Raw genomic sequence first — 13,417 nt, forward strand, 5'->3', positions numbered from 1 at the left:
AGGTACCGGATGGGGTGCTAGGCGCGGCGCTAGGTCTAGCGGGTGCCGGTGCTAGACCTAGCGCCGTTCCGGAGTCAGCCCGCGTCCCGCTTCTTGTCACGCTCCGCGATCGCCGTGGTGATGTGGGCGCGGGTGACGCCGCGGCGGTTGGCGCCCTTGCCGTCCTCGGTCTTGCCCCAGACCTGGCCAGTAGTGATGCCGTGCGGCTTGAGGAGGTAGGCGAGCTGGTCGGGCTCCCAGCCGCCGTAGACGTCCGGCCGCAGTTCCCCGAGCCGGGCGACGACGGTCTCGGACCAGACCTTCGTCTCGTCCGGGGCGATGACCGCGAGCAGGTCGGCGAGCAGGTCGTACGACGGGCCGGTGACCGCCTCCGGGCTCTCCCCCAGGGCGTGACCGGACAGCGTGCCGGCCTTGTCCCGCGTGGCGCGGGCACGCGCGGCGATGCGCTCGGAAATTTCGGCGTCCGCGTAGACGCTGCGGACGATCCGGGCGTCCGAGCCTTCCCCCACGAAGTAGTGGATGCCCTTGTCCGCCCAGGCGAACATGGTGGCCCGCACACCGTGCTTGTAGGCGCCGGTGCCGAGCACCATGTCGTTCTCGATCTGGCCCATGACCTTCATGCAGAACCGCGTCGAGGCGTTCGCGCTGATGCCGGTAGGCAGCGACTTGGAGTCCGGCCGCTGCGTCGCAAGCAGCAGAACGATGCCGGTGGCCGGGCCGCGCTTGACCAGATCGGTGCAGATCTCCTCGAACTCCGCCCCGTACGTGGGGTGTTCGAACCAGACCTGGCACTCGTCCACCCCGACCACGATCGGGTGCAGCCCGAGGCTGCGCTTAGAGGCGAGTTCGCTGGTCACCTTGGACTCCGGGCAGATGTCCCGCGGCAGGGAACGGATCATCTTGGCCCGCCGCCGCAGTTCCTCGCGGAGTCCGCGCATGTCGGCGATGGCGTACTCGATGTCCTCGATCTCCTCGCCGGCGCGGTGCCGGTGAGCCACCGCGTCGCCCACGGTGTCGAGGTCGCCGGTGCCCTTGAGGTCGTACGTGTGCAGCTCGGCCCGCGGATCGAGTGCGGCGATGAGCAGAAGCAGCCTGAGCAGGAACGTCTTGCCCATGCGCGGAATGGCGCCGATGATTCCGGCGATGTACATCATGGTGAGTTCCACCCACCAGCCGCGCTGGTCGGTGCCGAACCCCGCGGGCTTGAACAGGTCCACGCTGCCGGACTTGGCCAGCGGCCACGCGGGCTGTTTGGCCTTGTTCATGTCCTGGTCCCCCACCCACAGGATCAGATGGCCGGTGTGAGTGGCCGGGTCGCCCTCGGGCCACACCGTGCCCAGCGGCCGGCGCAGAGCTGACGCGAGGCGGTCGCGCTTGTCGATGACGTCGGCGACGGTCACACCGAGCGGCAGGTCGCCCTCGGCACGCCAGCCGGGACCGTCGCGGGTGATCGGGGCAGTGGACACCAGCGCCCGACCGCCCTTGGCAACGGCCTGATTGACCGGCGCGATGCCCAGCGACGCCAATGCGGTCAGCACCATGTCGCCGGTGAGCTTGGGTGTGTCCGGTACGTCCACGGCGTGCGTGACGATCGGCCGGTCGGACGGAGTGCCGTACCAGCCGAGCGCTAGCGTGACCGCGGTACCGGCGACCGCGAGCAGCCACGTCGGTGCCAGAATCCACAGCGCGAGCGCCGTGGGCAACCCGATCAGGCAGGCCAGACCGAACAGGATGCTGCGCAGCTTGACGCGGTTGTCCCGCTGCCGCGACAGCTTGAGGTAGTCCCCCGCGTCTTCGCGCAGCACGGCGTCCGCGCGGACCGGCATTCCTTCGGCGTCGGTGACCCATCGCATGGTGCCGTTGATGAACTTCGCGGCCCCCGCCGGCGCCCGCAGCGCGAGCCGCCCGGCGTACGGCAGGACGCGCAGCGCGTGGTACCCGGCGAGGTGGGCGCTGTAACCACCGGCCCACTTCGCGGCCGTAGCGAACTCCGCACGGGAGGTGAGCCACACCGGCAACAGGTCGTGCCGCTTGGCGCCCATGGCGCGGGCGAGGAAGCCCGGCCCGGTAGGCTGGGGACCGTCGACCATCACGACGGTTTCCGGGTCCCGCTCAACCGTGGCCGTACCGGCGGGCGCGACGCGCTTGGTCAGGATGTCGACCACCTCGGCGCCCCCGTGGTCCGGGGGTTCAGGCTGGTCAGGGATGTTGATGTCAGACACGATTGCCGTACTCCTCTTCTTGGATGGGGAGTCGGGGCCCGGCCGGCGCTTTGGTCGGTGAACGGCCGGGCCCTTGTGCTGGTCAAGCGGCGCACTGTTCCTCGGGGTACGCGCAGGACACACAGCAGCCGAGCGAGGTCGGGATGACGTATCCGGCGTCGGTGCGGCATTGCGGGCACGTGCGGCGGGCGAGCATCGCCGATGCGTGCGCGGCCCACTTGTTCGGCGTCATCGGACGGACCGGCTTGGCCAGGTCCACGCGGTACAGATACGCCACTGCGGAGCCGGACTTACGGCGGCGGGAACGGCGCATGACCTGCGCCGCTATCGGTTGACCGCCCGGCCGTAAGCCGCGGGCACGTAGCTGCCGCCGCGTCGCCATGCCGTCCGGGGCCAGGCGCCACGGGTAGGTGGGGATTCCCCACTTGGCACCGGTCGGGTCGTAGCACTTGCCGAAGGTCAGCGACATCAGGCCGCCGCCTCAGCGTCGTCGGCACCGCTGCCCTCGGACCGCTCAGCGCGCAACGCGTCCCGCAACGTACGGCCGTTGGCAGCCGACGTACGAACCGCCTTACGAATCGCCTCACCGGTCAGCGCGGCGTCGTCCCAATCGGCAGTGACCGCCCGCGCCTCGCTCAGCAGTTGTTCCGGAGTGCGGTTCGGTCGGGGCGTACGAGCCGACTGCGGCACCCGACCGGTTGCCCGACGCGGGCCACTCCCAGTCGAGACAGCGGCAGCGACCGGAGCCGACTCAATCGGCTCCGACTTGGGCGACTCCAGCCCAGCCGGAACGGGCGTAGCGGGTACTACCGGCGACGCCGACTTGCCCAGGTCAGACCCCAACCGATTTGCAGTAGAGACAAATGAATGATCCTGATCTGCGACCGACACCGGTCGGTGGTGCAGAACCTTCGCCACCAGATCCGACCCGAAGAAGATCGAGCCGACCGGCAGCGACGTGGCGAGCAGGACGAGCGTCCAGTTCGCGGGCGCCCAGTCGGCCAAGTGCATCCGACTCGCCGCGTCCGTGTGCAGCGCACGGGCGAGCCCATGCACGTAGTTGAGGACGAGCGAAGCGGCCGTGTATCCGGCCAGCACGCGCAGAGCGAACCGCCGGTCGGCGCCGGTCAGTACGAGCGTGGCGACCAGGGCAAGGGCCATCAGGCCATCGACCACGAACGGGTAGAGCAGCGCCGCGGCATGGTCGGCGCCCACGGCGCGGGCGACATCGCGTTGCGCGTTCCAGGAAACCCGGAACGCCATCCCGACCACGACTACGAGCGCCGCGACGAGCAGCGCTTTGGCAGTGCGGTTCATGCCGCACCCCCGAGCATGATCAGGGCTGCGATGACCAGCAGTGCGCCGGCGAAGCAGGTCAGATCGACCGCGCGCCGCAGATGTACGAACTTGGCGACCGCGATTCGCGACAGCGCCACGACGTCTTTGGGCCGGTCATCCCGGGCGAACGACGTGCGGACTTCCTCCGGGGTGAGGGCCGCCCACAGCGGGAAACCGACCGGTCGGCCGCCGCCCAGGTTCGGCCGGGCCGCCCACAACAGCAGCCCGGCCACCGTCAGCAGCACAGCGACACCGGCGAGGCCGAACACGATCGCCCCCACGGGAAAGTGGCGACCGGTGGCGACCGTCCACACTCCTGCCAGCAAGGCTCCGACGAACGCCAGCAACAGTGAAACCTTGTTGTCCGTCCGGGCAATCTCGGCTTTCACGTCGGCCCGCGCGGCGTCGAGGTTCGCGTTTACCCGATCCGCTTCCGCGGTGGGCCGGTCAGGGGCGCTCATGCCGCCGCCCCCTTCCGGCCCAACCGACGCCGCGACGTGGGGCGCGGCAGCGGGATGATGCCGAACAGCTCCGGGGCGTAAGCCTCGATCGCCTCGGCGGCGACCTGGCTCACGCGGTCCGGCAGGGTGGGGTCGTCGGCGAGGATGTCGCGCGCCGCCGCCAGCCGGGCGGCGCGCTCTTCCTCGTTTTCGCCCTCGACCCCGAGCCACAGCTCAACCGGGGTGCCGAGGGCCAGCTCTACGAAGTCGGTGTCACTGACGGCCTGATGATGGCCGATGTACGAGCGCATACAGCTCTCCTGTAATCGGCGGAGCGGGGAGAGCCGCGGCGGCGGGCGACCTTGCTGGGGAGTCCAGCCACCGCGGCGAAGATGGCGTGCGAGCAGGTCGCGGCGGTCCGAATCGGGGGCGCGACAGCCATACGTCGATGACGAGTGGCCATGGCCACCGCCGCCGCTGAACTGCGGCGGCGGGACCAAAACCACTGGTGCTTGCACGGTCTGCTTGCCAGGCGCCGTGCGATTCAGTTCTCAAGGAACGAGCGCTTCCTTCAGACCGCTTACACGGCCCTCCGGGCGCCTGAGCAGCACAAACAAGACCACTCGTTCGCAGTCCCAGGACTGCGAACCGCTTGAGAAGAGAATGCATCGCAGTCCCAGGACTATCAACAGTCCTGGGACTATGTTTGACTGGACGCCTTGAGAGGAGGCGCGATGGCGTCGAAGTGGCGAGAACTCGCGGACCGGCTGGCCGATGAGATCCGGAACGGCGACTACAAGCCTGGTCAGCCGCTGCCGCACATCCGGACGCTGGTCGAAGCAGGTGAGGGCTCCAAGTCGACCGTGCACATGGCGTACAAGGCGCTGGAAGCGGAAGGGCTCGTCACGTCATCACGCGGGCACGGCACGGTCGTACGTCAGCAGACGCCGTTGAAGCGGCTCGGCATCGCGCGCTACGACAAGGCCAAGTGGCGCGACGGGGACGAGGTGGCGTTCATCGCCGACCGCGTGGCCTCGGGCCGGCCGTACCACCGCGGCGAGCAGACCCAGACCGTGAGCCGAGTCGAGGGAAGTCCGCTCGTCACCAACGCGCTCGGGCTACCAGAGGGTGCCCAGGTCTACGCGCGAGCGCGGCTCGTCAAGGAAGGTGACCAACCGACCCACACCCTGACCAGCTACTACCGCCCCGAGCATGTCGAGGGCACGCGCATCGTTGATCCGACTCCAGGGCCCGCCGGCCGCGGCGGCGGCTTCCGCGTGCTGTACGACGCGGGATACGAGATCGACCACATGCGAGAGCGAATCTTCGCCCGTATGCCCACCCCGGACGAGGTGGACCTGTTGAAGCTGCCGGCCGGTGAGCCCGTCGTAGAGCTGCACCGCACCATGTACACGGCAGACGGCACCGTCGTGGAGTTCGCCCTCGGTGTCCATGCCGCATCCCGCTTCGCGTGGGAATACGACTTCAAGGTGCCCGACTCAGCCCAGGACGGAGACCCCGCGTGACCCTCTCACCGGAAGTCCGCGCAGACGCCCTGATCCTCTGGGACTACCTCCAGATGCACCACGAGCCGCGCCCGTGCTCAGTGGCCATCGCCCTCGGCAGCCACGATCTCGGCGTCGCGGACACCGCGGCCGACATGTACCACCGCGGCCTCGCCCCCCTGATCGTCATGACCGGTGCCACCAGCCGCACGACCGAAGCCAAGATGCCCTGCGGCGAAGCCGTCCACTACCGCGAACGCGCCCTAGAGCTCGGCGTCCCGGACTCCGCGATCCTCGTAGAACCCCGAGCCCGCAACACGGGCGAGAACATCACCTTCTCGCGAGAGCTCCTGGAAGCGGCCGGCGTGGACGTCACGTCAGTCCTACTGGTCAGCAAGCCCTACGAAGAACGCCGCGCCTACGCCACAGGCCGGAAGCTCTGGCCAACGGTTTCGTTTGTCTGCGCATCCACGCCGCTGACCTTTGACAGGTACGTCGCTGCCATCCGAGACCCCAGCCTAGTCATCGACATGTTGGTGGGCGCTCTCCAGCGTCTCCTGATCTACCCCGCGCAGGGTCTCTTGATCACCCAAGACGTTCCCCACGACGTAGAAGCTGCGTACCAAGATCTGCGCACCGGCGGATTCACCAGCCGCTTGGTACCCGACAAAGCCCAAACCAGTTGAGCGACGGCCTCCGTTTCTTTCCTGTCTGACTGTCTGGTTGAGCTTCTGACCTGCTGAGACAGATCGGACAGCACTGCGCAGAGGTGTCCGGCCTGTCCGGACAAGACAGCTGTAACACTCCTGGTGTTACAGCTCTTGAGCAGAGCCGCCGCGCGTAGGGCAGAGTCGCCGAAAGCGAGTTCCGCAAAGTTTTTCCACTTCATCAAGGCTCCCGGCGTCGCTGCCGCTCCGCCGGGCGCGCGTCCGGCGCCTGGCCGCGCCGTCGCTCCTGTCTCCGCCCCGCTCGGCACGGCCCGCGCCGCGCGCGCCCGCGGGTGGGTTGGCCGGCGGCATGAGGTGATACCGCACAGTCCAGGCCAAGACGATGCCTCCGGCGGGGGCGCTCAGGCTCCAGGATGGACCAGGACCGGCCGGCGACCGCGCGAGCATCGTGGGAGGGGTGCGGGAGGTCCCATCCCGTCTGCCATCGACCCGGGGCAAGCCGAGCAGTCGCGGCCCAGGGCGTCAAGGTCGTTCGTATAGTGGCGCGCTCCACCTTGACGCCCTGAACCACGCCCGCTCCACAGAGGTGCGGGCGTGACGGCAGATGGGATGGGATGGGATGGGATGGGATGGGATGGGAAAACGGTGGTTGTGGGGCAGCCCCAAGGGAACCGCATCACGCCATCACCTTGAACGATCACGTGCTCCCCGATGGGCTCCCTCTCCGAATGCCAAACCGTCCCGAAGCTACCTACGGAAGAGCACTCAGACCCTACGGCAAGTCCTCGAAAAGTGTTCCCGTGGGCGCCAAATGCGGTGCTCGGTCAGAATCTTTATGGGGCCAACTAACCCCTTCCGAGGACAACTCTTCTCGCGTGAAAATCTCCCCGGCAATAACATCCGAAAGTAGCTCACCCATACGATCCTCAAGTTCAACCAACTGCATGAGGATACTGAGCAAATTGCTGAGCTCCGCGGACCAGTCGGGATCCCATTGAAGCGCGTTAAGCTTATCCAGGGGCGACGTCACTTTCCCCTTCGGAATTTGCAGGCGGTATCCTAGCCAGGAGTCTAGTACCTTGTTACCACCCACGACGTAGCTCGCCGCCTGTTCGCTTAGGCCATCCCACCGTCCGGCCCCAACGTGCAGTGCTTGATTCTCCGCATCGTACCGCCAATTCGCGGGCATATTGTTTCCTACCGAAACAGTATAAACAGGGTGCCCAGTTGGAATTTTCGGATCTCGCAGATCAGTGTAGCCGTCGGGGTGCTCACCAACTTCACCGTAGGTGTGTAGCCACTGAAGATACCTGCCTAGACGGCAAGCCCGATCCCACAGATTGGAATCTTTTGTCACAGGCACTCTCAGGCCCGGAGTGTGAAGCTCATCGTCAAATTGAGCAACGAAGCCAGAATGTCCTGCGACGCCAGCAATATATGCGAAGAGGTCGTCTCCAGAAACTTTCTTTCCAAGCTTGCGAGAGAGAGCTGCAATAAGCCCCGGGGCGGCGTTGCTTGTGCCATCCGGGTATAGCTTGGGCAGCGCTCGACCCCCACCGCTGCCGCGGAAATGGTGCACATCGGGAATCAAGTTAGTGAAAACGAGTCCTGGACCACTCCTTGGATACTCCGAGTGCAGCTCGATCGCAAAAACCTGCCCTTCGATTCGACCTTCCCACAGTGTTGGAGATGGTTGACTCAGAAGTCGCGAGTCGGCGATCAGCCATTGCCTATCGAGCGTGCGAAACCCGCATCGTACGGCTTTAACATCAGTGAGCAGCGCAACGCTTCCGAGTGGAACGTTAGTTCCGTGCTCCGTGTCAGCTCCCGCCAGCGCTTTTTTCGTCTTAGTGAGGGATGCGTCACGCCCCTCTTTAAACAACTTCGACTTTTCGGCAGAATCATCCTCGTTAATTACGCTTCGAAGACGAAGATCTAGAATATCGCGCGAAGGCGAATAGACCCAGCCACGTCCCGCCATTACACCATTAGCACGCCAAGGCAGCAGGTCTTCGACGGCAGGATATTCATCCCATCCTGTGGCCGCTGCCGGTGTGAAGGGAGCCGTCCACTCGGGCCGAGCAGCACGCCACCGCTGGTCGCCAAATTCGAGCTCGGCGAGCTGCGCGAACTTGCGGTCCCTAGTACCATGCAGATCGATGTACGCGATCTCAGCCGGCTCGTCCTCGCGCGTCCCTTCTTTTCGCAAGAAGATAGCGATAGCCACTGGTGTCTCGATGTTGAATACAGCATTGGCAGGCGGTGGCTGCTTCCCTTCTGGCGTGACGTTGATAATCCAGCCGTGAGAACATTTACGGCGTAGGTACTCGCGCATGCCTTTGAATCCGGGGCCAGCGAGATAGCCTGTCGCAGTAATGAAGCAAATTATCCCATTTCCGCCGTCACGCACATCCTTCTGATTCGTGGATTCGAAAACCTTCCAGGTCGCCCAGCGCCAAAAGTAAGCGTACAAGTTGCTTAGATGACGCTCATGCTTGCCGTTTCCCGGCCACCGAAAGGCGTCGAGAGGATTCCGTCCCGAAACCTGGTCAACTCCATTTTCTACCCATCCGCCCAACCCGCCGGCGTGGTCCTTATACGGAGGATTTCCGATGCAAACTTGGATGTTGCGCTCACGCTTCATCCTGTTGGCATCCTGTCGCTGTCGCGCGATCAGTTGAGCTGTGAAGGAGAGCTGACTATCGCTAGCACTGTGTGGATCTTCAAGCGTGTCTGCGACGAACAGATTCAGCCCGCCGTCCGGAAGTTCCGCACCAAGCTCACTGACAGTGGAGCTGATACGGAGTTCGGCAACGGAGAAAGGACCGGATTGAAGCTCAATGCCGTACATGCGAGCGATGGCATTACTGACAGCTTCAGGAGCAGCACCGGGTCCGTATTGCTCGGCTGCCTCAGCGGCGACGCGGCGCAAAATCGAAAGCGGGTAAGTCCCAGTTCCCATAGCCGGGTCCACAATGCCAACGTTTGGATTGCGCAGACCTTGAGGCTTACCCATGTACGACTTGAGGGCCAAGTCGGTAAGCCTCACCATCGAATCCACAACGGGCACTGGAGTATAGTACGATCCCGACTTACGCCGCTTTTCGGGGTCGTAGAGGGCAAGGAACTGTTCATACAGGTGCAGGTAGAGGTGGTCGCTATTAAACCTGAGCCGCTGCCAATCTGCTACGCCGAGAACCCGGACAATGACCTCTATGGCAGTCCAAGCGGGTGTCCGTTCGACGTGCTCCGTCAGCAGGTTCAGCGCCCTGCCCATAAGTGAATGGTGACCTTCGAGCTTGTGTGCAACCTCACGGATTGGCACTTTATCGAGGTCAATTCCCTCGCTAAGGGCGAGGAGCAGAGCGAAGACGACAGTCTGCGCAAAGCCGTCGGAGAATTCGGCATCTGTTGCTTGAGGAAAAAGGAGACGCCGCCAGTCCTTCGCGATGCCCGTGAACGGCATGGCGAGGGGGTCTTGTCCCGCCTTGATGGCTCGCCGTTCTGCTCGGAGAGCAGCGTGCACCTCTTCACGTAGAAGGCGCGCGAGAGGGGCGAGTACACTAACCAACTTTTGCGCCGACACGATGGGCGTGGGAGACCACTGGAGAAATGCATTGATGATCAGCTCAAGACGGCCAGGAGCTGTCAGGAGTCCAGGGTCACGGGTGAGGTCAAGTCGATGAATGTGTACAGGCTCATCTACAAGTTCCCCGTAGCGCCAAAGCCTGAATTCCGTTCCGTTCGTATGGAGCAGGTTCGGAAGTTCCCGGAGACGCTGCCACTGTTTGTAGTTATGTGTAGAGGCACCATAAGACGTTGGGTCCAGACTAACGCCCGGCGCCTTGAGTTCGACATGCCCGACCAAAAGGCCGTTCACTCTCACTCCGAAGTCGGGTCGCACACTTCCGTCCAGCTCAGAAACCTCATTGTGAGCAATAACGGACTTCCCTAGGAGAGCGCCAGCCTGTTCGACAAGATTAGTAATGGGTGTAATCAGGAGAGCTTCACGTGCACCGGGCCCGGCCAAGCGATTCTTGGCGTCTACCCCGTACTTCGCGACCAGGTCTGAAAAGTTCACGTGGTCCCCTTAGGAACGAACCGCCTAGCATTTTTACTAGGCATTGTCTCTACAGCATCCTGAAAACTTCACGAGAGCACTGTGGCTTCAGCCGGGATGAGGGATGACCCGACGAGCTCAGGACTCAATTCGCACTGAGAAGCCTACTAGCGGCATCAACCTCTGTCAGGCTTACTTGCTACTTCGCGGGCCTCTACCGGGCCGCCTAATCTCCTCTCGGAGCTCTTGAAGGAGGCGGCCGCTTGGGACATGGGTGTACTTCCCGTAACCGTTGATCTCGCTACCTGTCTGCGCCTTGAGCGCGGGCGAGGGCTTCGGAAAGACTTGACCGTCCGGCAGCTCAATCCACCCGTCGGCGGTGATGGTCGCCTCATGAGTCTGTCCACGTCGAGGCTGGTGGTGCCGCAGCCGATCTCCTGCCGCAGCTAGACCAGCTTCGATCATGGGCATCAGGTCCCCGGCCTTGCGGACGCCAGGCGTACCTACAGGCTTTTTCTCTCGTAGGAGAAGCCGACGCAACACGTCGTTCGGCGTGTCGATCAGGGGTTCACTGTGACGCTGCAGGAACGCGAGCACCTCGTCGTCAATCTCAATCGTTCGCATGGGCATGGGTCGGCTCCTCAGTCAAGGCTGTGGACTTTGAAGTCTTGCAGACTTGCAGTCTGAAGCGCAAGTGCAGCCGAAGTCGGGAGGCAAGCGCCTCTGTTGTAAGCGCCACGTGTCGACCGGCATCCTGAACTGCCACTTCATGGGGCCACCACGTTGACGATCAGGTCGAGGCCGTGCCGCAGAGTGACTTGCCAAACTGACATGGCCCCCGCTCGGGCCGACGGGTCGAGCAAATGGCGTCCTTACTCAGCTACGCCCACCCAGTTGTGGACGACCTGTGGACAGGATTGAGCCGTCAGTAGTCAGGGACAGCTCTGACCGGCAGCTTCCCCGCGAAGTCATGGCCCTCCGGAACCGTGTGCGCGTCCGCCCCCCACTTGAACAGAGCGCGGTTGAGTGTCTAACTGCGCTACAACAGCCCCGTACTTCCGTGGACTTCCCCGGATGCGGGCGGGCTGTTCTCGCTGGTCAGCCCTAAAAGCACCGCAGGTCACACAACCGCCTGGGCTGCTTCGGGACGAAGAGGCCGTGGGTTCAAATCCCGCCACCCCGACTGGTGACACTGCACGTGAGGGGCGGTCTTCCGATCAGGAAGACCGCCCCTCACGGCATTCCGAGGGGGTCTTGGGAGAATATTGGGAGAAGATCTTGGTCGGGGTCGCCCTGCCCCAGGCCGAGCTGCGGCGCTGTCACGCGGTCGCGGCCGGAGCGACGGGCCCATGGACGAAGCCACGTCCCCGGCGTCCGGTGCCATGGATCAGCCACTCGCGGGGCGCCTGAGTACATCGCATGCGAGTCCGGCTCGATCCTGACCGCCGCCGCTCGATCGAGACAGAAAGCCAGCCGAATAGTGCGCGGCCTCGGGTCTCTCCGCTCAAAGGCACCACCGCATCTGGTCATCCCTTCTCAGCGCTCGTTAGGATCACGATTCATGGCCGGTCACCTTTTGCAGCAGCCCGACAATCGCGCTCTCGCGAAGCGAGTCCGTGAACTGCGGGCTGAACGAAGCTGGACACGTGAACAGCTTGCGGAAAAAGCCGGAATCCAATCCTCCACACTCGCGCGGCTGGAGAACCAAGGGGCTATCCAGCCGGGCTTCTTCACCGTCGGCAAGATCGCGAGTGCTCTCGGGGTATCACTGGACGACCTGTTCCAGGATGCCAAAGCCAGCCCGGGACTGTGGTCCGCCGGCTACGAGGGCCGGGACATCGACTCGTTCGTCGCCTCACTCGTGGACAGCCGAATCGACATCGTGGCCGACGTTCGACTCACGCCCATCAGTCGTAAGCCGGGCTTCAGCAAGACACGGCTCGGAGCCGCACTGAGCGGAGCGGGCATTGAGTACGCCCACCTGCGCGCCCTGGGCAATCCGAAGGCCAACAGGGCACCCTTCTGGGACGGCCGCCTCGCCGAGGGCAAGGCTCAGTTCCGCAGCGTCCTGCGTTCCGACGAGGCTCGCTCGGACCTCGACCGCCTCGCCGCCCACGCCAAGCACTCACGCGTCGCGGTGCTGTGCTTCGAGGCGGACGAGAATCGCTGCCACCGCCAGGTGGTCTTGGAAACGGTCCGAAAGCAGGCTTCCGTAGCCGTACACCCGCTGGCCTGACTTCCCCCCAAGCCTCGTACGCACCCTTGCAAAATGCGCATAGCTCCTTTCTCATCTGATCGAGGGGATCAGGGGAGGGGGCGGAATGGCAGGGACGCCGGAACGCGCGCGGATCATGATCACGGTCAAGACGTATCCCGAGCTGTCGAACAAATACCGCGAGACCAGCTGTGTCGCCGACATAAGGCTGGACCAGAGAGTGCCTCAGCACGTTCGCCTGTTCCCGGTGCCGTTCCGGCTTCTCGAAGAAGGCGTCCAGTTCGCCAAGTATTCGATCATCGAAGTCGATGTCGAGCCGCACAGTCGGGACAGACGCCCGGAGAGCCTACGGCCGAACCCCGACCAGGACGCGGCACGTCGCTCGGCATCTTCCGGCCCGCCGAGGTCACGGACTTCCGCCTGGTGGATGCCCAGCCCTGGACGGCCTCCAAGGCCGCACTGGCCGACCAGCTCGATCTGTTCGACAACGACATGAGTCGGCTCGAATGGGTACCGATCGAGTTCCGCTATCGCTTCCGGTGCGTGGACGACGACTGTCCGGGCCACCACATGGGGCTTCAGGACTGGGAAGCCGGAGCGTCGTACCGCAGGTTCCTGCGCAAGTACGGCGAGCAGGAAGTTCTGAACAAGCTGCGGCAACGCTGGTTCGACGAGATCTTCACCTCTGACCGGGCCGTCCACTTCTTCGTCGGGAACATCGCGGCCCACCCCAAGACGTTCATGCTCCTGGGCCTGTTCTACCCGCAGCGACGCGTCGTGGAATACGTCCAGGACGGCCTCTTCAGCTTGTGAGCCGAACGCACGGCAGATGAACTGTTCGAGGGCGAGCGAGCCGGCCCGCCGCCGGGGAGGCCGACGACGGGCCGACACTGTGCTACCTGCGCCGACAACGCCGAAGGACGCGATCGCAGGGTTAGACACACCACCCCCACCCATTCAACCGCAATG

General features: G+C 64.3%; 10 protein-coding genes and 1 pseudogene. 4 read left to right on the plus strand and 7 right to left on the minus strand.

Annotated features, from left to right (window positions below; genetic code table 11):
* Nucleotides 1-74: 74 nt before the first annotated feature.
* The 5 genes from ACZ37P_RS02540 to ACZ37P_RS02560 form a co-directional block, all read right to left on the minus strand.
* Nucleotides 75-2,222 carry a cell division protein FtsK gene (locus ACZ37P_RS02540; RefSeq protein ID WP_467344425.1) on the minus strand — a complete coding sequence of 716 codons (2,148 nt, stop codon included), beginning with the start codon at nt 2,220-2,222 and terminating at the stop codon, nt 75-77.
* An 82-nt stretch (nt 2,223-2,304) separates the two neighbouring features.
* Nucleotides 2,305-2,691: an RRQRL motif-containing zinc-binding protein gene (locus tag ACZ37P_RS02545; protein ID WP_467344426.1), complete on the minus strand. Its 387-nt coding sequence runs from the start codon at nt 2,689-2,691 to the stop codon at nt 2,305-2,307.
* Entirely contained in the window at nt 2,691-3,539 is an 849-nt protein-coding gene (locus ACZ37P_RS02550; protein WP_467344428.1) for a DUF2637 domain-containing protein, read from the minus strand. Before ACZ37P_RS02550 ends, ACZ37P_RS02545 begins: the two co-directional genes overlap by 1 nt.
* Nucleotides 3,536-4,021, minus strand: coding sequence for a Pycsar system effector family protein (locus ACZ37P_RS02555; RefSeq protein WP_467344429.1), 486 nt, complete (start codon nt 4,019-4,021; stop codon nt 3,536-3,538). Before ACZ37P_RS02555 ends, ACZ37P_RS02550 begins: the two co-directional genes overlap by 4 nt.
* Complete coding sequence (locus ACZ37P_RS02560; RefSeq protein WP_467344431.1) at nt 4,018-4,311, minus strand: hypothetical protein; 294 nt, start codon at nt 4,309-4,311, stop codon at nt 4,018-4,020. The genes ACZ37P_RS02555 and ACZ37P_RS02560 overlap by 4 nt, the downstream gene beginning before the upstream one ends.
* Nucleotides 4,312-4,734: 423 nt before the next feature.
* On the opposite strand from ACZ37P_RS02560, the gene ACZ37P_RS02565 reads away from it, so the two are divergent.
* Together ACZ37P_RS02565 and ACZ37P_RS02570 are read left to right on the plus strand one after the other, a co-directional pair.
* Nucleotides 4,735-5,526: a GntR family transcriptional regulator gene (locus tag ACZ37P_RS02565; RefSeq protein ID WP_467344433.1), complete on the plus strand. Its 792-nt coding sequence runs from the start codon at nt 4,735-4,737 to the stop codon at nt 5,524-5,526.
* Nucleotides 5,527-5,579: 53 nt separating this feature from the next.
* Entirely contained in the window at nt 5,580-6,191 is a 612-nt protein-coding gene (locus tag ACZ37P_RS02570) for a YdcF family protein (protein WP_467344628.1), read from the plus strand.
* A gap of 754 nt (nt 6,192-6,945) precedes the next feature.
* Here the strand turns inward: ACZ37P_RS02570 and ACZ37P_RS02575 are convergent.
* A complete protein-coding gene (locus ACZ37P_RS02575) occupies nt 6,946-10,254 on the minus strand; it encodes a type ISP restriction/modification enzyme (RefSeq protein WP_467344435.1) in 3,309 nt (1,102 codons plus the stop codon).
* A gap of 171 nt (nt 10,255-10,425) precedes the next feature.
* Nucleotides 10,426-10,863 carry a restriction system modified-DNA reader domain-containing protein gene (locus ACZ37P_RS02580; protein WP_467344436.1) on the minus strand — a complete coding sequence of 146 codons (438 nt, stop codon included), beginning with the start codon at nt 10,861-10,863 and terminating at the stop codon, nt 10,426-10,428.
* A 931-nt stretch (nt 10,864-11,794) separates the two neighbouring features.
* Between ACZ37P_RS02580 and ACZ37P_RS02585 the strand changes: the two genes are divergently transcribed.
* A complete protein-coding gene (locus ACZ37P_RS02585) occupies nt 11,795-12,469 on the plus strand; it encodes a DUF488 family protein, N3 subclade (protein ID WP_467344437.1) in 675 nt (224 codons plus the stop codon).
* A gap of 115 nt (nt 12,470-12,584) precedes the next feature.
* Nucleotides 12,585-13,261, plus strand: a pseudogene (locus ACZ37P_RS02590) (hypothetical protein).
* Nucleotides 13,262-13,417: the final 156 nt, after the last annotated feature.

This window comes from Streptomyces sp. NPDC024632, from assembly GCF_055559175.1.